This is a genomic window from Streptomyces sp. NPDC101132 (assembly GCF_044759225.1).
In the GTDB taxonomy this organism is placed as follows: Bacteria; Actinomycetota; Actinomycetes; order Streptomycetales; family Streptomycetaceae; genus Streptomyces.
On record NZ_JBIVYX010000006.1, the window covers coordinates 385,166 to 406,589 of the forward strand.

The following is a 21,424-nucleotide window of genomic DNA, read 5'->3' on the forward strand; positions in this document are numbered from 1 at the left end:
GACTTCCGGTGACGGGCGCGGCCCGCGCCTGCGGCGAGGGCCGGATCATCTCGCTGGTCCGCGAACGAGAGCACGTCGAACGACCCTGGCCCCGACCCCCACGGCGCGGAGCCCGCGTCCGGACGAGCAGTTCGGACGCGGGCTCCGCGTGGTGGAGGCGCTCACCTCCGGCTGGGCGGTCAGCCCCCTGGTGGTCGGCAAGACCACCTGGGCCGACCTGCCCCTCAGGCGGCCTTGGGGCCCTTGCCGCCCTTGTCCGGCTCACCGCGCTTGTTGGTCAGGCGGAGGGTGACTTCCGACGAGCCGTTGTCCTCCGTGACCCGCACCGGGCCCGTCACCGGGTTCCGCGGCAGGACGTAGCCCTCCGGCACGTCGATCTCGTTCAGGTAGTACTCGCCCGCCGGCAGGTCCTCGAAGCGGCACTCGCCCCGCTCACCCGTGGCGCAGCCCGCGTCCACCAGCTCGTCCGCGTTGATGCCGACGGTCTGGAGGCCCGCCGTGGCGTTGGTCTCGCGCCACAGCTCGAAGACCGCGCCCTCCAGCGGGCGGCCCGTCTTGGAGTCCGTCTTCAGCACCACGATCCGGCCCCGCGCCGGCGGTTCGGGCGTACGGGTGTTGCGTGCGGTGATCTCCACGCCCGCCGAGGCGTTGCCCGCCGTCAGCTCCAGCGGGCCGAAGACCGCCGGGGACGGGAGGTCGTAGCCCGTGGGCGCGGCCGTCTCCTGCCAGTAGTACGTGCCCACCTCGACCGTGGCGACGCAGCCGCCGCTGGTCGGCGTGGTGCAGGTGGCCACCGCGGTGTCCGGGGTCATGCCGGCCGTCTGGAGGCCCGCCGTCCCGTTCGTCTCCCGCCACAGCCGGAACGCCGCACCCGGCAGCGCCGCGCCCGTCTCCGCGTCCACCTTCCGCACCCGCACCTCACCCCGCGCCGGCGGTTCGGGCGTACGGGTGTTGCGTGCCGTGATCCCGACGCCCGCCGACGCGTTCTCCGCCGTCAGCTCCAGCGGCCCGAAGACCGCCGGGGACGGGAGGTCGTAGCCCGCGGGGGCCGCCGTCTCCTGCCAGTAGTACGTGCCCACCGGCACGGTCGAGGCGCAGCCGCCGCTCGGCGGGGTCGTGCACGTGGTGACCGCGGTGTCCGGGGTCGTGCCGCCGGTCTGGAGGCCCGCCGTGCCGTTCGTCTCGCGCCACAGCCGGAACTCCGCCCCGGACAGTGCCGTGCCCGTCGCCGCGTCCACCTTCTGCACCCGCACCTCGCCCCGGGCCGGCGGCACCGGGTCGTCACCGCAGGACGGCAGGTCGCCGTTGAAGGGGTACGCGTGGAACTCCGCCCCGGCGCTGTCCGAGGTGTGGGTCAGCGAACCCGCCGTGAAGAAGCGGCCGTTCATGCCCGGCAGCGAGACCGTGGTCGCGGAGGCGTCCTGGCCCACCAGGACGCTGCCCTGGAACTGGCCCGAGCCCGTCAGGTCCACCCGCGTCGCGTCCGGGAAGTTCCACAGCAGCCGGTCGCGGTACGGGCTCTCTCCGGAGTACGTGCTGATCGTGCGCGCCGCACCCGTCAGGTTGACCAGGATCGTGGCCCGCGCCGGGATGTTCGCGAACTCCAGGCCCTGCGGCCCGCCCGTGCCGGGGTTCACCAGGTCGAAGCCCACGTTGAAGACCTGGAGGGCGGACGTCCCGTCGCCCGTGAAGACGGTCGCGTAGCCGTTGTTCACCGCCCGGCCCGTCGGCGTGCGGGGGTTCCCGTCCACCCGCGCGTAGCACTGGCTCGCGGCCGTGAGGCGCGGGCGCAGCCCGAGGTAGGGGGTGGCCGCGTTCGCGTCCTGGGTCTTCGTGCCGTCGACCGTGCCGGTCAGCGTGCCCGCGTGCCGGACCACTCCGCCGTCCGCGATCAGCCGCTCGCCGGCCGCGACGGCGACGTTGCCGCCCGTCGTGAGGAAGTCGGAGCGGAGCGGCGGCCGCACCTGCGAGCCCGCGCCGACGATCCCGATGTTGTACACCGAGCTGCCGGCCGGGTCCTTGTCCTGGTCGAAGCCGCCCAGGACGACGACCTTGCCCTCGGCCTCCGCGGCCCGGCCGCGGACCCGGAAGTCCCCGCCGACGAAGATGCTGATGCCGCGGTCCTCCCCCGTGGGGTCGCCCGTGTGCACGGGCGGGTACGGGTCGGGGCACCGGCCGGGGAGGCAGGGGCCGAGGCCGTCCGGCAACGGGGCGGCGGCCACCGCCCGCGGAGCGCTCGTACGCGCGGCGCCCCCCGTACGCGCAAGGTCCTCCGGTCCCGCCCCCGCGGCCAGGGCGGGAACGCTCCCGGCGAACACCGCCACCACGGCGAGCGCGACGGCCCACTTCCTCACAGGCATGCCACTTCCGTCCCTCGTATCCGACTTGGCGTCAGACAGCCTGTGCGGCGCGGCCGCGGCCCCGGGCCGACGACACTCCTTTACGACCGTACGGTCGTAGGACGATCACCCGACCGGACGGCACGCCCGGTCGCGCGGCGGCCCCGTCGGGCCTGCGGCGGGCACGGGAAAGCCGGCCCACCTGGTGGTGGACCGGCTTCCTCATGACCACTGCGGGACGGCCGGACGGCCGGCCCGTTGCGGGACCGGCCGCCTCGCTCCGGCTACGACCAGGTCATCAGGCGCTTCGGGTGCTCCAGGACCGCCGCCACGTCGGCGAGGAACTTGGAGCCCAGCTCGCCGTCGATGAGCCGGTGGTCGAAGGAGAGCGCGAGGGTGGTGACCTGCCGCGGCTTCACCTTGCCCTTGTGGACCCAGGGCTGGAGCCTGATCGCGCCGACCGCGAGGATCGCGGACTCGCCCGGGTTCAGGATCGGGGTGCCGGTGTCGACGCCGAAGACGCCGACGTTGGTGATGGTGATCGTGCCGCCCTGCATGTCCGACGGGGAGGTCTTGCCCTCGCGGGCGGTGGCGACCAGGTCGGAGAGGGAGTGGGACAGCTCCGCGAGGGTCTTGGCGTGCGCGTCCTTGATGTTCGGCACGATCAGACCGCGCGGGGTGGCCGCGGCGATGCCCAGGTTCACGTAGTGCTTGAGCACGATCTCCTGGGCGGCCTCGTCCCAGGCCGCGTTGACGTCCGGGTTGCGCTTCAGCGCGACCAGGACGGCCTTCGCGATGATCAGCAGAGGGTTGATCCGCAGGCCGGCCATGTCCGGGTCGGCCTTGAGGTCCGCGACCAGCTTCATCGTGCGCGTCACGTCGAGGGTGACGAACTCGGTGACGTGCGGCGCGGTGAACGCCGAGCTGACCATGGCCTGCGCGGTGACCTTGCGGACGCCCTTGACCGGGATACGGGTCTCCCGGGCCGCGTCCGAGGACACCGGCGCCGGAGCGGCCACCGGGGCCGCGGCCGGGGTGGGGACCGCCACGGGTGCCGCGGCCGCGGCACCGGCGTGCGGCTGCTGGGCGGCCTGGGCCGCCGCGTGCACGTCCTCACGGGTCACGATGCCGTCCGGGCCGGTCGGGGTGACCGTGGCCAGGTCGATGCCCAGGTCCTTCGCCAGCTTCCGCACGGGCGGCTTGGCCAGCGGGCGGTCGCCGTGCGTGCCGTGCCCGTTGAGCGCCCGGGCGGCGGCAGGTACGGGCGCCGGAGCGGCCGGGGCCGGGACCGTGGGGGTCACGGGGGCCGCGGGGGCCACCGGGGCCGCGGCGGCCGGCACCGCGCCGGCCTTGCGCGGGCGGCGCTTCGTCGAGGACTGGGAGACGCCGTAGCCCACCAGCACGGGCTGGCGGCCCTCGGGCGCGGCCTCCTCGGCGGCCGGAGCCGCGGCCGGAGCCGCGGCGGGCGCGGCCGCGGGGGCCTCGGCGGCGGCCGGAACCGCACCGCCGTCACCCGTCTCGACCGCGATGATCACCTGGCCGACGTCGACCGTGGTGCCCTCGGGGAAGCGCAGCTCGGCGACCACCCCGTCGAACGGGATCGGCAGCTCGACGGCCGCCTTCGCCGTCTCGACCTCGCACACGACCTGGCCGTCGGTGACGGTGTCACCCGGCTGGACGTACCACTTCAGGATCTCGGCCTCGGTGAGTCCCTCGCCCACGTCGGGCATCTTGAACTCGCGCAGTGTCGTCGTCATCGTCGTCACGACCCTCTCCCTCAGTACGCCAGCGAGCGGTCGACGGCGTCGAGCACGCGGTCCAGGCCGGGGAGGTACTCCTCCTCGACGCGGGCGGGCGGGTAGGGGGCGTGGAAGCCGCCGACGCGGAGCACCGGGGCCTCCAGGTGGTAGAAGCAGCGCTCCGTGATGCGGGCGGCGATCTCCGAGCCCACGCCCAGGAACACCGGGGCCTCGTGCACGAGCACCAGGCGGCGGGTCTTCTCGACCGAGGCCTGGATGGTGTCGAAGTCGATCGGGGACATCGAGCGCAGGTCCACGACCTCGATCGACTTGCCCTCCTCGGCGGCGGCCGCGGCGGCCTCCAGGCAGACCTTCACCATCGGGCCGTAGGCCGCGAGCGTGAGGTCGGTGCCGGCCTGGGCCACGCGCGCCCGGTGCAGCTCGCCCGGGATGGCCTCGGTGTCGACCTCGCCCTTGTCCCAGTAGCGGCGCTTGGGCTCGAAGAAGATCACCGGGTCGTCGCTCTGGATGGCCTGCTGGAGCATCCAGTACGCGTCGGAGGCGTTGGAGGGCGAGACCACCTTGAGGCCGGCCACGTGGGCGAAGAGCGCCTCGGGGGACTCGCTGTGGTGCTCGACGGCACCGATGGCACCGCCGTAGGGGATGCGGACGACGACCGGCATCTTGACCTTGCCGAGCGCGCGGGCGTGCATCTTCGCGAGCTGCGTGACGATCTGGTCGTACGCGGGGAAGACGAAGCCGTCGAACTGGATCTCCACCACCGGGCGGTAGCCGCGCAGGGCCAGGCCGATGGCGGTGCCGACGATGCCGGACTCGGCGAGCGGGGTGTCGATGACCCGCTCCTCGCCGAAGTCCTTCTGGAGACCGTCGGTGATGCGGAAGACACCGCCCAGCTTGCCGACGTCCTCACCCATGATCAGGACCTTGGGGTCCGTGTCGAGGGCCTTGCGCAGCGACTCGTTGAGCGCCTTCGCGATCGACATCTTCTCGATTGCCATGATCAGTGACCCTCCTCGAAGGACGCGAGGTAGGCCGCGAACTGCGCGCGCTCCTCGTCCACCAGCGCGTGGCCGTCCGCGTAGACGTTCTCGAAGATCGACATGGTGTCCGGGTCCGGCATGGCGCGCACGACCTCGCGGACGCGCTTGCCCATGGTCTCGCTCTCGGTCTCCAGCTCGGCGAAGAACGCCTCGTCGGCGCCGCCGGAGGCCTCCAGGTAGGTCTTCAGGCGCAGGATCGGGTCCTTGTGCTCCCAGGCCTCGCGCTCCTCGTCCCGGCGGTACTTCGTCGGGTCGTCGGAGGTCGTGTGGGCACCCATGCGGTACGTGAAGGCCTCGACCAGCGTCGGGCCCTCGCCGCGGCGGGCGCGCTCCAGCGCCCAGCGGGTGACCGCGAGGCAGGCCAGGACGTCGTTGCCGTCGACGCGGATACCCGGGAAGCCGAAGCCGGAGGCGCGCTGGTAGAGCGGCACGCGGGTCTGGCGCTCGGTGGGCTCGGAGATGGCCCACTGGTTGTTCTGGCAGAAGAACACCACGGGGGCGTTGTAGACCGCCGAGAAGGTGAAGGCCTCGTTGACGTCGCCCTGGCTGGAGGCGCCGTCGCCGAAGTACGCGATCACGGCCGAGTCCGCGCCGTCCTTGGTCACGCCCATGGCGTAGCCGGTGGCGTGCAGCGTCTGCGAGCCGATGACGATCGTGTACAGGTGGAAGTTGTTGCTGTTCGGGTCCCAACCGCCGTGGTTCACACCCCGGAACATGCCCAGCAGGTTGGTGGGGTCGACCCCGCGGCACCAGGCGACGCCGTGCTCGCGGTAGGTCGGGAAGACGTAGTCGTCGTCGCGCAGGGCGCGGCCGGAGCCGATCTGCGCGGCCTCCTGGCCCAGCAGCGAGGCCCACAGGCCCAGCTCGCCCTGGCGCTGCAGGGCGGTCGCCTCGGCGTCGAAACGGCGGGTCAGGACCATGTCGCGGTACAGCCCGCGCAGGTCGTCGGCGGTGATGTCGGCGACGTAGGGGGCGAACTCCGGGTCGTCCACCCGGTCCCCTTCAGGCGTCAGCAGCTGTACGAGCTGGGGCTCGGCACTCTGCGCGGCGGCGGCGGTCTTGCCGGCCGTCCGCTTGGTGCCGCTGCTGCGTCGCGGCTTGCGCGCGGCAGTGCTCTCCACGGTCACGTGTGCTCCTCCGTCGGTCCGGCGCCCGGGGTCGTCCGGGGACCAGTGCGGCTCGCCCGCTCCGTACCGCGCACGGGGTGGGTGCGACTCGACGGGAAACAGGCGTGACAGGTGCCCCGGCTAGTGCCCTGCGCAAAGCACGTTACCCAGGTTGCCGCATAACTGCGAAACCCCGCTTGACCTGGGATTTTGCTTGGAAATCCAAGTAAATCCGGGGAATCGGGAACAACCACTGGTCACAGCCTTGCAGGGGGCCGGAACAACGGCACGTTATCCCGGGTAACTGCGGCAGGGAAGGGGTGAGTGTGTGAAACTGACTCTGTGCGCGAAGATGGAAAAATCACGGTATTCCTCCTTGACGACCACGAAGTGGTGCGTAGGGGCGTCTACGAGCTCCTCTCCAGCGAATCGGACATCGAGGTGGTCGGCGAAGCGGGCACCGCGGCCGACGCCCTGGTCCGCATTCCGGCCACCCGTCCGGACGTCGCCGTCCTCGACGTGAGGCTGCCGGACGGCAGCGGCGTCGAGGTCTGCCGCGAGGTCCGGTCGCAGAACGAGGACATCAAGTGCCTGATGCTGACCTCGTTCGCCGACGACGAGGCGCTGTTCGACGCGATCATGGCCGGCGCCTCCGGTTACGTGCTGAAGGCCATCCGGGGCAACGAACTGCTGAACGCCGTGCGCGACGTCGCGGCGGGCAAGTCCCTGCTGGACCCGGTGGCCACCGCCCGGGTGCTGGAGCGCCTGCGCGACGGCAAGAACGGCAAGGGCGACGACCGGCTGGCGAACCTGACCGAGCAGGAGCGCAAGATCCTCGACCTGATCGGGGAGGGCCTGACCAACCGGGCCATCGGCGAGCGCCTGCACCTCGCCGAGAAGACGATCAAGAACTACGTCTCCAGCCTGCTGTCCAAGCTGGGCATGGAGCGCCGCTCGCAGGCCGCCGCCTATGTGGCGCGGCTCCAGGCCGAGAAGCGCTGAGGCCGGCTCCCGCGGGCCGCGGAAACTCCTCGGCGCGGGCCCTTTCCGGGGTTCCGCGCCGATTCCGCTTTTCCACCGGACACGATCTTCATATCGGGACCAACGTCCTGGATCATGGGGGCCGCGGCCTCTTTTCCGGCACCGTGTCGGTATCGCAGGGTGGGGGCATGTCGCCCGAGGAACTCCACGCCATCGAACTGCTGCGCCGCGTCCCGTACGGCCGCGTGGCCACCAGCATGCGCGCGCTGCCCTTCCTCGCGGCCGCCCGCCACATCGTGGTGGGCGACCGGGTCGTGCTGAGGATGCACGCGGGTTTCGGCTACCACCAGGCCTGCAACGGCAGCGTGGTGGCGTACGGGGCCGACAACTTCGGCACCGGGGACGACCGGTTGTGGACGGTGCAGTTCACCGGCACGGCCCGGATCGTCGAACCCACGACGGCGGAGCTCGAACTCTTCGGACCGGGCCCGCACTACGTCGACGGCGAGCTCTTCGAGCCCGTGTACATGCGCATCGAGCCCCACTTCGTCACCGTGCACTCCATGGCCGCCAACGTCGAGCGGCAGTACCAGCACGCCCTCTGACCGGACCCGAACGCACGGAGGGAGCGGCCCCGTCGGGGTCCGCTCCCTCCGTCGTCGGTGCACCGCGCCCGCGGCGCGCGTGAGCCGTCCGTCAGGTGCCGGACTGGCCTTCCGTGGTGCCCGCGTCGGTGCCGGGCGACTCGTTGTTGCCGTCCGTCGGGTCCGTCGTCGGCTCGGTGGTGTCCGTCGGGTCCGTCGTCGGGTCCGTGCTCTCCGTCGGGTCGGTCGTCGGCGGCGTCCACGAGGGCGTCGGCGACGGCCGGTGCGTCGGCGGGTTCCAGGACGGCTTCTGGCTCGGCGTCCAGCTCTCCTGGCCGCCCGAGGACGAGCCGTCCTCGGTCTCGCCGCCCTTGGAGGACTGCTCGGGCTTCGGGACCTCCGCGGTCTCCTGCTTGGGGCTCTCGATGCCCGGGTTGTTGGGCTTCTCGGTGGTGCCGCCCCCGGTCTTCGCCTTGTCGAGGGCGTACGTGATGCCGCCCGCGATCGCGACCACCGCCAGCAGGGCGACCAGCCAGATCTTCCAGCGCCCGCTGCCGCCCTGCGCCGTGCGGTCGCCGTGGTAGCCGCCACCGCCGCCGAAGGCCGAGCCGTCGTCCGGGTTCAGCGGGGGCACCATCGGGCCGCCCATCGCCGAGGTGGTGGCGTGGGACGGGTACGGCTGCACGCCCGGGCCGCCGGCCGCGGGGTTGACGGCGGTCGCGCCGGGGCTGCCGTGCGGCAGCGCCATGGTGACCGGGCCCGTGTTCCACGTACCCGTGCCCGGGCCCTGCTCCTGGAGCATCTGGAGCGCGTACTGGACCAGCCCGCGCATCTCCTCGGCGCTCTGGAAGCGGTCATCCGGGTCCTTGGCCAGCGCGCGCATCGCCAGGCCGTCCAGCTCCGGCGGCACGCCGGGGTGCTGCTGGGAGGGCGGCACCGGGGCGTCCTGCACGTGCTGGTAGACCACGGAGAGCGGCGTCTCACCGGTGAACGGGGGCCGCAGGGCCAGCAGTTCGTAGAGCAGGCAGCCGGTGGCGTACAGGTCGCTGCGGTGGTCCACCGCCTTGCCCAGGGCCTGCTCGGGCGAGAGGTACTGCGGGGTGCCCATGACCATGCCGGTCTGGGTCATCGTCGTCGAGGCGCCGTGCAGGGCGCGGGCGATGCCGAAGTCCATCACCTTCACCGCGCCGGTGTTGGTGATGATGACGTTCGCCGGCTTGATGTCGCGGTGCACGATGCCGTGCTGGTGCGAGTAGGCCAGGGCCTCCAGCACGCCGGAGACGATGATCAGGGCCTGGTCCGGGCCCGGCGCCTCGGCGCTGATGAGGAGGTCCCGGATCGTCCGGCCCTCCACCAGCTCCATCACGATGTAGGGGACGACGTTCCCGTTGACCCGGTCCTCGCCCGAGTCGTACACGGCCACGACGGCATGGTGGTTGAGGCCGGCGACCGACTGGGCCTCGCGCGTGAAGCGGGCCTTGGAGACCGGGTCCTCGGCGAGGTCCGCGCGCAGCAGCTTCACGGCGACCGTGCGGCCGAGCCGTACGTCCTCGGCGGCGAAGACCTCCGCCATGCCGCCGCGGCCCAGACGGTGGGTCAGCCGGTACCGGCCGTCACCGACCATGGCGCCCGACCCGATCTGGTCGCCGAACTGGTCGGGAACATCAGCCATCCCGGCGCCGTTGCCCTCGGGTTCGGGTGCCATCAGTCCTCGCCGTCATGATCCGGCCGCGTGTCAGCGGTGCGTCTTTTCCAGGGTGCTCCGATGAACGCTACAGCCTCCCCGCCCCTGAGCCGTCCGGGATTGCACCCCGTCCGCGTGTGGTCACGGAACGGGCACCCGGCTTGACTGGTCACCGCCCTCCGGCAGACTGTGGCCCGTCATACGGATCGCCAGGGACCGCCGAGGGGAAGCACAGTCATGAGCCAGGACGGCACACAGGGGCGTTACGCAGGCGGCTCCCTGGCCCGCGGCCGTTACCAGCTGAGGGACTTGCTGGGTGAGGGCGGCATGGCGTCCGTCTACCTCGCCTACGACGCGGCGCTCGACCGCCAGGTCGCGATCAAGACCATGCACACCGAGCTGGGTCGCGAACAGTCCTTCCGCGAGCGCTTCCGCCGCGAGGCCCAGGCTGTAGCGAAACTGTCGCACACCAACATCGTCTCGGTATTCGATACGGGCGAGGACTCCGTCTCCATCGGCGGCGAGGACGGCGCGCTGATGCCGTACATCGTCATGGAGTACGTGGAGGGCCAGCCGCTCGGCTCGGTGCTCCAGGCCGACGTCGCCCAGTACGGTGCGATGCCCGCGGACAAGGCGCTGAAGGTCACCGGCGACGTGCTCGCCGCCCTGGAGGCCAGCCACGAGCTGGGTCTGGTGCACCGCGACATCAAGCCCGGCAACGTGATGATCACCAAGCGCGGCGTGGTCAAGGTGATGGACTTCGGCATCGCCCGCGCGATGCAGTCCGGGGTCACCTCCATGACCCAGACCGGCATGGTCGTCGGCACCCCGCAGTACCTCTCGCCCGAGCAGGCCCTGGGGCGCGGCGTCGACGCCCGCTCCGACCTGTACTCGGTCGGCATCATGCTGTTCCAGCTGCTGACCGGCCGGCTGCCGTTCGACGCGGACTCGCCGCTGGCGATCGCGTACGCCCACGTGCAGGAGGAGCCGGTCGCGCCGTCCTCGGTGAACCGCTCGGTCACGCCGGCGATGGACGCGCTGGTGGCGCGGGCCCTGAAGAAGAACCCGAACGAGCGCTTCCCCACGGCCGCCGCCATGCGGGACGAGTGCCTGCGGGTGCTGTCGGCGGGCCGGACCGGCGCGCCGGTGATCGTCCAGGGCGGCCCGGTGAACAGCGGGGCCGGCGTCGGCTCCGCGGTCTTCCCGCCGGTGGACTCGGGCCTCCAGGCCCCGCCGCCGCAGTCGGTGCAGCAGCCGTACCAGCCGGGTGCGTACGCGCAGCCGGCGCCGCACGTCCAGACGCCGCCGCCGCACCTCGCGCAGCAGGGGGGCGGCTACGCGTACCCGCCCCAGCAGCAGGTGCACCAGCAGCCGGTGCACCACACGCCGGTGCCGCAGCAGTCCGCGACCCCGCCGCCGTACACGATCTCCCCGTCCGCCGCGCCCGCCCGCCAGGGCGGCGGCAAGAAGGGCTCCCCGGTGGCGATCGGCGCCGCCGTGGTGGCGCTGCTGGCGGTCGGCGGCCTGGTCACGGCCCTGATCGTGAACGGCGACGACGGCGGGGAGGGCGGGACGCCCGGCAAGAACGGCACCTCGGCGAGCGCCCCCGCGGTGGCCGGCCACAAGGGCCCGGACCGCACGCGCACCATCGAGGAGACGGAGTGCTCGGAGGCGGACGAGGCGTACAACGACCCGTCGAAGGTCCGCGCGCCCGACTTCCGCTACAAGGACATCCTGTCGGTGAAGAAGTGCCTCCAGGCGGCCGGCTGGAACCTGGACGAGAAGTCCAAGGACGAGAACGTCTACGGCGAGGGCGCGGTCGTGGACCAGTTCCCCTCCCCCGGTGACGACATCGACCCGAAGGACGCCACCTTCAGCCTCCGCGTCTCCACCGGCAACCCGGAGTAGACCCTCCCGGGAGCGCCCCGCGGGGACGCTCCCGCCTGTGCGGAAGCCTGCGGCGCGGCTGGTTTCAGTCGCGTCGCAGGCGCATGCCCATGAAGCCCAGGCCCAGGCCCATCAGGGTCAGGCCGGCGCCCAGCGGGAGGATGTGCTCGGCGAGGTCGGCGGCGCGGTCGCTGCCGTCGGCGCCGAGGGCGGAGACCATCCCCGCCTCGCTCGGCTCGGGGCGCGGCGGCTGCGGCTTCGGCGCCTCCGGGACCGGGCGCGCGGCGGGCAGCAGGGCCTCCGGGAGCGGCTCGTCCATCACCCGGCCCGGCCGGGCCCGGCCGGCTCCGGCGACGCTGCCGGCCAGTTCCCCGTCCGCGGGGGCGGCCACGGCCGGGGGGGCGGTGGCCGCGTACGCGAGGGGCTGGGGCGTCAGGGCACCGAGGGCGAGTGCGGCGCCGGCCGTCCACCTGAGCGCGCGACGGCGTTGAGTCACGGCGAGCCCCTCCCGTACCGAGCGACCGACTGTCCACTCAGGGTCACACGACCGGGCACTACCGGCATCTCAGGACATACCGCCCGTGGAACCTGAGGATCCTCCGTGAGATGTACATCTCACGTCGGTTGTGGGGGCCTGCATACTCGGTATACATACTGAGTATGTCGATTCGCCACGGCCTCCTCGCCCTGCTGGAGCAGGGTCCCCGGTACGGCTCCCAGCTCCGCACCGAGTTCGAGTCCCGCACCGGTTCCACCTGGCCGCTGAACGTCGGGCAGGTCTACACGACCCTCGCCCGCCTGGAGCGCGACGGGCTCGTCGCCCCCGGCGGCGAGGACGAGGCCGGGCACACCCTCTACGCCATCACCGACGCCGGGCGCACCGAGCTCCACGAGTGGTACGAGCGCCCCGTCGACCGCACCAGCCCGCCCCGCGACGAGCTGTCCATCAAGCTCGCCATGGCCATCGGCACCCCGGGCGTGGACATCCGCGCCGTCATCCAGGCCCAGCGCAGCGCCACGATCAAAGCGATGCAGGACTACACCCGCCTCAAGGCGCAGGCGCTGGCCGCCATCGAGTCCGGCCGTGCCCAGGAGCGCGACGACGTGGCCTGGCTGCTGGTGCTGGAACAGCTGATCTTCCAGACCGAGGCCGAGGCCCGGTGGCTGGACCACTCCGAGTCCCGGCTCGTACGGCTCTCCGTGACGGCCGACCGGAGGGCCACCGCCGTACCGGCCGCCCACAAGAACCAGACCGCGGCTCCGGCCGACACCCAGGCCGCGCCCACCACCGCACCGCGCCGCCGGCTCTGAACCGTCCCAGGGGGGAACCCTCTTCATGCCCGACCACCACCAGCCCGTGCTGCGCCTGATGCAGCTCACCCGCGTCCACGGCAGCGGCGCCACCGAGGTGCACGCCCTGCGCGGGGTCGACCTGGCCGTGTACCCCGGCGAACTCGTCGCCGTCATGGGCCCGTCCGGATCCGGCAAGTCCACGCTGCTCACCCTCGCGGGCGGCCTCGACACCCCGACCGGCGGCCGGGTGCTCGTCGAGGGCACCGACATCACCACCGCGAGCCGCCGGGAACTCGCCGCCCTGCGCCGCCGCAGCATCGGCTACGTCTTCCAGGACTACAACCTCATCCCCGCCCTCACCGCGGCCGAGAACGTCGCCCTCCCCCTCGAACTCGACGGCACCTCCGCCCGCAGGGCCCGGGCCGCCGCCCTCGCCGCCCTGGAGGAGATGAACCTCTCCCAGCTGGCCGACCGCTTCCCCGACGAGATGTCCGGCGGCCAGCAGCAGCGGGTGGCCATCGCCCGCGCCCTGGTCGGCGACCGCCGCCTCGTGCTGGCCGACGAGCCCACCGGCGCCCTCGACTCCGAGACCGGCGAGTCCGTGCTCGCCCTGCTCCGCTCCCGCTGCGACGCGGGCGCCGCCGGCATCCTCGTCACCCACGAACCCCGCTTCGCGGCCTGGGCGGACCGGGTGGTCTTCCTGCGCGACGGCTCCGTCGTGGACGAGACGCTGCGCTCCCGGCCGGACTCGCTGTTCACCGGGCAGGCGGGCGCCCTGTGAGGACCTGGTACCACTCCTGGGTCGCGGCGATACGGATCGCCCGCCGGGACGCCTGGCGCTCCAAGGGCCGCAGCTTCCTCGTCCTCGCGATGATCGCCCTGCCCATCCTGGGCGTGAGCGCCGCCGAGATCACCCTGCGCAGCGCCGACGTCTCCACGGAACAGCAGCTGGACCGCTCCCTCGGCCGCGCCGACGCCGTGCTGAGCGGCACCGGCATGGGCAACACGCCCATCCACCAGAAGCCGGACGGCAACGGTCTCGCGCCGGCCGACGGCGACGGCGACAAGCCCGTCCCGAGCGGCCCCACCGACGTCAAGGCGGCCATCCCGCCCGGCGCCGAGGTGCTCAAGGACACCTCCGGCACCGGCCGGTTCCGCACCCGCCACGGCCTCCTGAACGCCACCGTCCACGAGCTGGACGCCCGGCACCCGATGGCCGCGGGCCGGCAGACCGTCGTCCGCGGCCGCTTCCCCGCCCGGGCCGGCGAGGTCGCCGCCACCACGCGGTTCCTGGAGGACTCCGGGCTGTACGTGGGCTCCCGCCTCGTCCCGCGCGGCATGGAGGGGACCGAGTACCGCATCGTCGGCGCCTACGAACTCCCCTCAGAGCTCAAGGCGTACGAGGTGCTCGCCCCGCCCGGCACGCTGATCCCCCCGCTGGAGGCGGCCCTCAAGGCCCACGGCATGCCCGGCACCGACGCCACCAACACGTACTACGTGCGCGTCGGCGGCGAGGGTTTCACGTGGAACATGGTCAAGGCGGCCAACGCCAAGGGCGTGATCGTCGTCTCCCGGGCCGTCGCCCTCGACCCGCCCGCCGACGCCGACGTACCCCTCTACCAGCACGAGAACTCCGACTCGTACACCTCCGGCGGCAACGGCGTGGACAAGGCCGCACTGGCCGCGGGCGCCACCGTCGTGGTCCTGGCCATGCTGGAGATCTGCCTGCTGGCAGGACCCGCCTTCGCGGTGGGCGCCCGCCGCTCCCGCCGCCAGCTCGGCCTGGTCGGCGCCAACGGCGGCGACCGGCGCCACATCCGCGCCATCGTCCTCTCCGGCGGCCTGGTCATCGGCTTCGCCGCCGCCGTGACCGGCATCGTGCTGAGCATCGCCCTGACCCTCGCCCTCCGGCCGGTGCTGGAGAGCGCCCTGGGCGAGCGCTGGAGCGGTTTCCGGCTCCTGCCGCACGAACTCCTGGGCATCGCCCTGCTGGCCGTCGTGACCGGCCTGCTGGCCGCCGTGGTCCCCGCGGTCACCGCCTCCCGGCAGACCGTGCTGGCCTCGCTCACCGGCCGTCGCGGGGTCCGCCGCGCCAGCCGGGTGCTCCCGGTGGTCGGGCTGGTCGCCATCGCCATCGGCGCCCCCGTCGCCCTGTTCGGCTCCGTCCAGGACAGCAACGGCTACCTCTACGTGGCCGGCGGCAGCGCCCTCGCCGAGCTCGGCGTGGTCGCGCTGACCCCCGTACTGGTCGGCCTGTTCGGCCGCGCCGGACGCTGGCTGCCCCTCGCGCCCCGGCTCGCGCTGCGCGACGCGGTGCGCAACCGGGGCCGTACGGCGCCCGCGGTGGCCGCGGTGCTGGCCGCGGTCGCCGGTACCGTCGCCGTGGCCACGTACGCCCAGAGCAACGACGCGCAGGCCCGGCAGGAGTACGTCGCCCAGATGCCCGACCGCTCCGGCACGGTGACCATCAGCGAGGCGGGCGGCCACCGCCAGGTGCCCGCCGTGCGCGCGGCGCTGGAGAAGGAACTGCCGGTGGCGGTACGGGCGGACATCGACCGGGTCGTCGTCGGCCGGAAGGACTGCGAGCTGTGGTCGGACGCCCCGGGATGCGGTGAGGTGGAGCTGACCACGCCCGAGGAGAACGCGTGCCCGCTGCACGCGGTGCCCGACCCCACGACCTCCTTCTCGAAGGCCGAACGCCGCCGCCTCGCCAAGGACTGGCGCTGCCTCTCACCGGAGTCCTACGCCCCCCAGGAGTTCGTGGTCGCCGACGAGCGGCTGCTGACCACCCTCGCGATCCGGGACCCGGACGCCACCCGGGCCCTGCGGGAGGGCCGCGCGGTCGCCTTCGACCGGCGGCACGTCAAGGACGGCCGGATCACCCTGAAGCTGGTCGCCGACACGGCCAGGGCCAGGCAGACCCCGGAGGGCCAGGAGGTCCCGGGCGTCCGCAAGTCCTTCGCCGTCCACCTGTCGGCGGCCAACGCCTACGGACTGCGCGTGGTCATCCCGCCCGCGGCCGCGAAGGCCGCGGGGCTCCAGACCGCCGCGTACGGCTCGTACTTCACGCTGGACCGGCTGCCGACCAGTGAGGAGCGCCAGCGCTACGACGCCGCCGCCGACCGGATCGGCGCCTCGGCCGAGTTCCGCATCGAGGACGGCTACCAGAGCGAGAACGACATCGAGCTGATCGCGCTGGCCGTCTTCGCCGGACTCGTCACCATCGGCGCGGCGGGCATCGCCACGGGCCTCGCCCAGGCCGACGCCGAGGCCGACCTGAAGACGCTCGCCGCGGTCGGCGCGGCCCCGCGGATCCGCCGCTCCCTGAGCGGCTTCCAGTGCGGCCTGGTCGCCCTCATGGGCGTGGGCCTCGGGTCGGCGGCCGGTGTGCTGCCGGGCGTCGGACTGCGGCTGGCGGAGCGGCGCGAGTTCCTGGCGCGGTACGAACAGTCCCTCTCGGACGGCTGGAGCACCTCCCAGGGCGTGCCGCACGTGCCCGTCGTCATCCCGTGGGACACCCTCGGCGCCCTGGTGGTGCTGATCCCGCTAGGCGCGGCGCTGCTCGCCGCGCTGGTCACGCGCTCGTCCGGGGCGCTGGCCCGCCGCGCGGCCGGATAGCCCGGCGGACGGCCCGCCGGACGACGGGGCGGGCGGTCCGGTGGTACGGCCGGCCACGGGGGGCCGGCCGTACGGCGCGCAGGGCCGCGGGCGGCCGCCCGCGGATCTCGTGCCCCCGCACAGGGTGGATCACTCCTGTGCGGGGGCACACCGTGTGGAGACGAACGTGTGCGAGAGAATGGCGGCATGGAGATGCCGAGGAGCGAACGGTCGCAGGACAGCCCCCCGCAGGTTCTGATCGTGGGCCAGGACGGGATGGCGGTCGGCGGCGCCGATGACGAGTCGCGCGAGGTGCCGGTGACGGAAATGGTCGAACAGCCCGCCAAGGTCATGCGCATCGGCAGCATGATCAAGCAGCTTCTGGAAGAAGTCCGCGCTGCTCCTCTCGACGAGGCCAGCCGGGTCCGGCTCAAGGACATCCACGCCAGCTCGGTGAAGGAGCTGGAGGACGGGCTCGCTCCCGAGCTCGTCGAGGAACTGGAGCGGCTCTCCCTGCCCTTCACCGACGAGGCCATCCCCTCCGAGGCGGAACTCCGCATCGCGCAGGCCCAGTTGGTCGGCTGGCTGGAAGGCCTCTTCCACGGCATCCAGACCGCCCTCTTCGCCCAGCAGATGGCCGCCCGCGCCCAGCTGGAGCAGATGCGCCGCGCCCTCCCGCCCGGCGCCTCGCACGACGACGAGGACGGCCAGCACGGCCCGGTGCGCTCGGGCCCGTACCTGTAGGACCGCAGGGGTCCGCACGCCGCGGACCCGGCCGGCCCCGCGGCGCCTTCCGTGACGGCCCCGTCCGCCACCGCCCCCACGGGCGGTGCAGGACGGGGCCGTCACGCGTAAACGCCGGGTAAGTGCGGGACGGCGTACGCGACATGGGCCGCGCATACTCGGGTCATGACGTACGACGCGATCGTGTTGGCGGGAGGCGCGGCACGGCGGCTCGGCGGGGCCGACAAGCCGGGGCTGAGCGTGGGCGGCCGCCCGCTGCTCGACCGGGTGCTGGACGCCTGTGCCGGCGCCGGGACGACCGTGGTCGTCGGCGGCCGCCGGGCCACCGCCCGGCCGGTCACCTGGGCCCTGGAGGAGCCGCCCGGCGCCGGACCGCTGGCCGCCCTGCACGCAGGGCTCCGGCACACCGGCGCCGACCTGGTCCTCGTGCTCTCCGCGGACCTGCCCTTCCTGGACGCGGCGACCGTACGCGCCCTGCTCGCCGGCCCCGGCGCCGAGGGCACCCTGCTGCGCGACCCCGACGGCCGCGACCAGCCCCTGGTGGCCGCCTACCGGGCCGAACCGCTGCGCCGCGAGCTGGCCCTGCTGGCCACCGAGCACGGCAGCCTCACCGGCCTGCCGCTGCGGGCGCTCACCGCCGAACTCGACCTGGCCCGCGTCGAGGGCAGCGGCGCCGCCTCCTTCGACTGCGACACCTGGGAGGACCTGGCGGCCGCCCGCGCCCGCATCAGGGAGCATGGGACCGTGCTGGACGAATGGATCACCGCAGTCAAGAACGAGCTGGGCCTGGACGTCCCGGTCGACGTCACCGAGCTGCTCGACCTCGCCCGTGACGCCGCGCACGGCGTGGCCCGGCCCGCCGCCCCGCTGACCACCTTCCTGGTGGGGTACGCGGCCGCGCTGGCCGCCACCGACGGCGCCGACCCGGAGGCAGCGCTCTCGGAGGCCTGCCGCAAGGCCGCCGCGCTCGCCGGCCGCTGGGCGGCCGAGACGGGCCCCTCCGGGCAGGGAAGCGGATGACGGCCGCCCCCGTGACACCGGAGGAGCGGGCCGTCGAGGAGGCGCTGGCGCTGGTGAACGACCGCCGCACGGAGCCCGCCGCGGCGGCCCCGGGACACCGCGGCACCGACTGGGCGCAGGCCCGCGCCACCGCCGCCGCCGCGGGCCGGACCGGGCGCGCCCGCACCCGTGCGGTGCCGCTGGCCGACGCCCTCGGCGAGGTGCTGGGCGGCCCCCTGGAGGCGCTGACCGACCTGCCCTCCTTCGACACCTCGGCCATGGACGGCTGGGCGGTCGCCGGACCGGGGCCCTGGCGGGTCCGGGAGGGCGGCGGGGTGCTGGCGGGCGCCGCCCGGCCGGAGCCGCTGGCCGACGGCGAGGCGGTGCGGATCGCCACGGGTGCCCGGATCCCCGGCGACACCACCGCGGTGATCCGCAGCGAGCACGCCCGGCACGACGCCGCCACGGGGCAGCTGCACGCCGAGCGCGAGGTGGTGCCGGGCCAGGACATCCGGCCGCGGGGCCAGGAGTGCCGCTCGGGCGACCTGCTGCTGGCCGCCGGGACGCCCGTGACGCCCGCCGTGCTGGGCCTGGCCGCCGCCGCCGGGTACGACGAGCTGGTCACGGTGGCGCGGCCGCGCGTCGAGGTGCTGGTGCTCGGGGACGAGCTGCTGGCCGCGGGGCGGCCGCGGGACGGGCTGATCCGGGACGCGCTGGGGCCGATGCTGGGGCCGTGGCTGCGGGCCCTCGGCGCCGAGGTGACGGGGACGCGGCGGCTCGGCGACGATGCCGGGGCGCTGTACCGGGCGGTGACGGACTCCCCGGCCGACCTGGTGGTCACCACCGGGGGCACGGCCTCGGGGCCGGTGGACCACGTGCACCCGGTGCTGCGGCGGGCCGGGGCGGAGCTGCTGGTCGACGGGGTCTCCGTACGGCCCGGGCATCCGATGCTGCTGGCCCGGCTCGGTCCCGGGAAGCACCTGGTGGGGCTGCCCGGCAATCCGCTGGCCGCCGTGTCGGGTCTGCTGACGCTGGCCGAGCCGCTGCTGCGGGCCCTGGCGGGGCACGGGGCGCGGGAGGCGTACGCGGTGCCGGTGCGCGACGCCGTACCGGGCCACCCGCACGACACCCGGCTGGTGCCGGTGGTGCTGGACGGGGAGCGGGCCGTGCCGCTGCGGTTCCACGGGCCCGCGATGCTGCGCGGGATCGCGGCGGCGGACGCGCTGGCCGTCGTACCCCCGGACGGGGCGGAGGCGGGGCGCGAGCTGGAGGTCCTGGACCTGCCGTGGGCGGGCGGGTACCCGTCCGCCGGACTGCCCGGGAGGGACGACCGGTGAAGCAGCAGGGGCAGGACCCGATCGCGCGTCAGGCGGGCGAGCGGCTCGTCGACCACCGGGTGATAATGCCGCGGAGGATCGTCGAGAAGCCGTTGAGGCAGGTGGGCAAGCGCCTGCTGATGGCCTTCGGCGTGCTGCTGCTGACGGTGCTGATCGTCTGGATCGACCGCGCCGGGTACCACGACAACTCCGACGAGACCGTCGACCTGCTCGACGCCATCTACTACGCGACCGTCACCCTCTCCACCACGGGGTACGGCGACATCGTCCCGTACAGCGACTCGGCGCGGCTGGCCAACATCCTGCTGATCACGCCGCTGCGCGTGCTGTTCCTGATCATCCTGGTCGGCACCACCCTGGAGGTCCTCACCGAGCGGACCCGGGAGGAGTGGCGACTGAACCGCTGGAGGGCCCAGTTGCGCGAGCACACCGTCGTCGTCGGATTCGGTACGAAGGGACGCTCGGCGCTCCAGACACTCCTGGCGACCGGACTGCGCAAGGAGCGGGTGGTCATCGTCGACCCCAGCTCGAAGGTGATCGAGACGGCGAGCGCGGAGGGCTTCACCGGCGTCGTCGGCGACGCCACGCGCAGCGATGTGCTGCTCCGCGCCGAGGTGCAGAAGGCCCGTCAGATCGTGGTGGCCACGCAGCGGGACGACACGGCGGTGCTGGTCACCCTGACGGCCCGGCAGCTGAACCGCGGCGCGAAGATCGTGGCCGCGGTGCGCGAGGAGGAGAACGCCCCGCTGCTGAAGCAGTCGGGCGCGGACGCGGTCATCACCAGCGCGAGCGCGGCGGGCCGGCTGCTGGGGCTGTCGGTGCTCAGCCCGAGCGCGGGCGCGGTGATGGAGGACCTGATCCAGCAGGGCAGCGGCCTGGACCTGCTCGAGCGACCGGTGACCAAGTCCGAGGCGGGCCGGAGCGTACGGGAGACCGACGACCTGGTGGTGAGCGTGCTGCGGGGCCACCGGCTGCTGCCGTACGACGACCCGCACGCGAGCCCCCTCCAGCTGACCGACCGGCTGATCGTCATCGTGCGTGCGGCCCCGCCGGCCGAAGTCCTGGGCCCCCGGGGCGAGTAGCCTCGCGGGCATGCATGCGATCACGATCCCCCAGCCCGGCGGCCCCGAGGCCCTGGTGTGGGCCGACGTACCCGATCCGGTGCCCGGCGAGGGCGAGGTCCTCGTGGAGGTCGCGGCCAGTGCCGTGAACCGGGCCGATCTGCTCCAGCGGCAGGGCTTCTACAACCCGCCGCCCGGAGCGTCCCCCTACCCCGGCCTCGAATGCTCCGGCCGGATCACGGCGCTGGGGCCCGGGGTGACCGGGTGGGCCGTCGGCGACGAGGTGTGCGCGCTGCTGAGCGGCGGCGGGTACGCGGAGCGGGTGGCGGTGCCGGCCGGGCAGCTGCTGCCGGTGCCGGAGGGTGTGGACCTGGTGACGGCCGCCGCGCTGCCGGAGGTGGCCTGCACGGTCTGGTCGAACCTGTTCATGGTGGCCCACGTGCGGCCGGGCGAGACGGTGCTGGTGCACGGCGGGGCGAGCGGGATCGGCACGATGGCGATCCAGCTGGCGAAGGCCGTGGGGGCCCGGGTGGCCGTGACGGCGGGCGGCAAGGAGAAGCTGGCCCGTTGCGCGGAGCTGGGCGCGGACATCCTGGTCGACTACCGGGAGCAGGACTTCGTCGAGGAGCTGAAGGCCGCGACGGGGGGTGCCGGGGCGGACGTGATCCTGGACATCATCGGGGCGAAGTACCTGGCGCGGAACGTGGACGCCCTCGCCGTGAACGGGCGGATGGTGGTCATCGGTCTGCAGGGCGGCGTGAAGGCGGAGCTCAACCTGGGGGCGCTGCTGGCGAAGCGGGCTGCGGTGGCGGGTACGACGCTGCGGGCGCGCCCGCTGGAGGAGAAGGCGGCGATCGTCGCCGCGGTCCGCGAACACGTGTGGCCCCTGGTGGAGGCGGGCCGCGTCCGCCCCGTGGTCCACGCGACGTTCCCCCTCGCCGAGGCCTCCGCGGCCCACGCGGCCCTGGAGTCGGGCACCTCCGTGGGCAAGCTCCTCCTGACCCGCTGACCC

At 73.7% G+C, this 21,424-nt stretch carries 17 protein-coding genes; 11 read left to right on the plus strand and 6 right to left on the minus strand.

Annotation, left to right across the window (positions count from 1 at the left end; genetic code table 11):
• Positions 1-224 precede the first annotated feature (224 nt).
• The 4 genes from ACIQUR_RS17025 to pdhA all read right to left on the minus strand — a co-directional run bounded on the left by ACIQUR_RS17025 (position 225) and on the right by pdhA (position 6,266).
• A complete protein-coding gene (locus ACIQUR_RS17025) occupies positions 225-2,360 on the minus strand; it encodes a choice-of-anchor A family protein (RefSeq protein WP_403664710.1) in 2,136 nt (711 codons plus the stop codon).
• Positions 2,361-2,623: 263 nt separating this feature from the next.
• The gene (locus tag ACIQUR_RS17030; RefSeq protein WP_403664887.1) at positions 2,624-4,096 is read right to left on the minus strand and encodes a dihydrolipoamide acetyltransferase family protein; all 1,473 of its coding nucleotides are present in this window, start codon (positions 4,094-4,096) and stop codon (positions 2,624-2,626) included.
• A gap of 20 nt (positions 4,097-4,116) precedes the next feature.
• Entirely contained in the window at positions 4,117-5,097 is a 981-nt protein-coding gene (locus ACIQUR_RS17035; RefSeq protein ID WP_403664712.1) for an alpha-ketoacid dehydrogenase subunit beta, read from the minus strand.
• A gap of 2 nt (positions 5,098-5,099) precedes the next feature.
• Positions 5,100-6,266 carry a pyruvate dehydrogenase (acetyl-transferring) E1 component subunit alpha gene (gene pdhA / locus ACIQUR_RS17040; protein WP_399943852.1) on the minus strand — a complete coding sequence of 389 codons (1,167 nt, stop codon included), beginning with the start codon at positions 6,264-6,266 and terminating at the stop codon, positions 5,100-5,102.
• Between the two features lie 321 nt (positions 6,267-6,587).
• On the opposite strand from pdhA, the gene ACIQUR_RS17045 reads away from it, so the two are divergent.
• Positions 6,588-7,247 carry a response regulator gene (locus ACIQUR_RS17045; RefSeq protein ID WP_403664715.1) on the plus strand — a complete coding sequence of 220 codons (660 nt, stop codon included), beginning with the start codon at positions 6,588-6,590 and terminating at the stop codon, positions 7,245-7,247.
• Between the two features lie 167 nt (positions 7,248-7,414).
• The gene (locus ACIQUR_RS17050) at positions 7,415-7,831 is read left to right on the plus strand and encodes a pyridoxamine 5'-phosphate oxidase family protein (protein ID WP_403664717.1); all 417 of its coding nucleotides are present in this window, start codon (positions 7,415-7,417) and stop codon (positions 7,829-7,831) included.
• 91 nt (positions 7,832-7,922) lie between these two features.
• On the opposite strand, the gene ACIQUR_RS17055 is transcribed toward ACIQUR_RS17050, so the two are convergent.
• The gene (locus ACIQUR_RS17055) at positions 7,923-9,515 is read right to left on the minus strand and encodes a protein kinase (RefSeq protein WP_403664719.1); all 1,593 of its coding nucleotides are present in this window, start codon (positions 9,513-9,515) and stop codon (positions 7,923-7,925) included.
• 216 nt (positions 9,516-9,731) lie between these two features.
• On the opposite strand from ACIQUR_RS17055, the gene ACIQUR_RS17060 reads away from it, so the two are divergent.
• Positions 9,732-11,402 (plus strand): protein kinase, encoded by a 1,671-nt coding sequence (locus tag ACIQUR_RS17060; protein WP_403664721.1) that lies wholly within the window; start codon positions 9,732-9,734, stop codon positions 11,400-11,402.
• A 64-nt stretch (positions 11,403-11,466) separates the two neighbouring features.
• On the opposite strand, the gene ACIQUR_RS17065 is transcribed toward ACIQUR_RS17060, so the two are convergent.
• Positions 11,467-11,877, minus strand: coding sequence for a hypothetical protein (locus ACIQUR_RS17065; RefSeq protein WP_403664723.1), 411 nt, complete (start codon positions 11,875-11,877; stop codon positions 11,467-11,469).
• 164 nt (positions 11,878-12,041) lie between these two features.
• On the opposite strand from ACIQUR_RS17065, the gene ACIQUR_RS17070 reads away from it, so the two are divergent.
• The 8 genes from ACIQUR_RS17070 (at position 12,042) to ACIQUR_RS17105 (ending at position 21,421) form a co-directional block, all read left to right on the plus strand.
• A complete protein-coding gene (locus ACIQUR_RS17070; RefSeq protein ID WP_403664725.1) occupies positions 12,042-12,692 on the plus strand; it encodes a PadR family transcriptional regulator in 651 nt (216 codons plus the stop codon).
• Between the two features lie 25 nt (positions 12,693-12,717).
• A complete protein-coding gene (locus tag ACIQUR_RS17075) occupies positions 12,718-13,455 on the plus strand; it encodes an ABC transporter ATP-binding protein (RefSeq protein WP_403664727.1) in 738 nt (245 codons plus the stop codon).
• Positions 13,452-16,292: an FtsX-like permease family protein gene (locus ACIQUR_RS17080; protein ID WP_403664729.1), complete on the plus strand. Its 2,841-nt coding sequence runs from the start codon at positions 13,452-13,454 to the stop codon at positions 16,290-16,292. Before ACIQUR_RS17075 ends, ACIQUR_RS17080 begins: the two co-directional genes overlap by 4 nt.
• Before the next feature lie 186 nt (positions 16,293-16,478).
• Positions 16,479-17,015, plus strand: a complete 537-nt coding sequence (locus ACIQUR_RS17085; protein ID WP_399943876.1) for a bacterial proteasome activator family protein — start codon at positions 16,479-16,481, stop codon at positions 17,013-17,015.
• 165 nt (positions 17,016-17,180) lie between these two features.
• A complete protein-coding gene (locus tag ACIQUR_RS17090; protein ID WP_403664732.1) occupies positions 17,181-18,035 on the plus strand; it encodes an NTP transferase domain-containing protein in 855 nt (284 codons plus the stop codon).
• Positions 18,032-19,351, plus strand: coding sequence for a molybdopterin molybdotransferase MoeA (locus tag ACIQUR_RS17095; protein WP_403664734.1), 1,320 nt, complete (start codon positions 18,032-18,034; stop codon positions 19,349-19,351). The genes ACIQUR_RS17090 and ACIQUR_RS17095 overlap by 4 nt, the downstream gene beginning before the upstream one ends.
• Entirely contained in the window at positions 19,348-20,433 is a 1,086-nt protein-coding gene (locus ACIQUR_RS17100; RefSeq protein WP_403664736.1) for a potassium channel family protein, read from the plus strand. The genes ACIQUR_RS17095 and ACIQUR_RS17100 overlap by 4 nt, the downstream gene beginning before the upstream one ends.
• Positions 20,434-20,443: 10 nt before the next feature.
• Positions 20,444-21,421, plus strand: coding sequence for an NAD(P)H-quinone oxidoreductase (locus tag ACIQUR_RS17105; RefSeq protein WP_403664738.1), 978 nt, complete (start codon positions 20,444-20,446; stop codon positions 21,419-21,421).
• Positions 21,422-21,424: the final 3 nt, after the last annotated feature.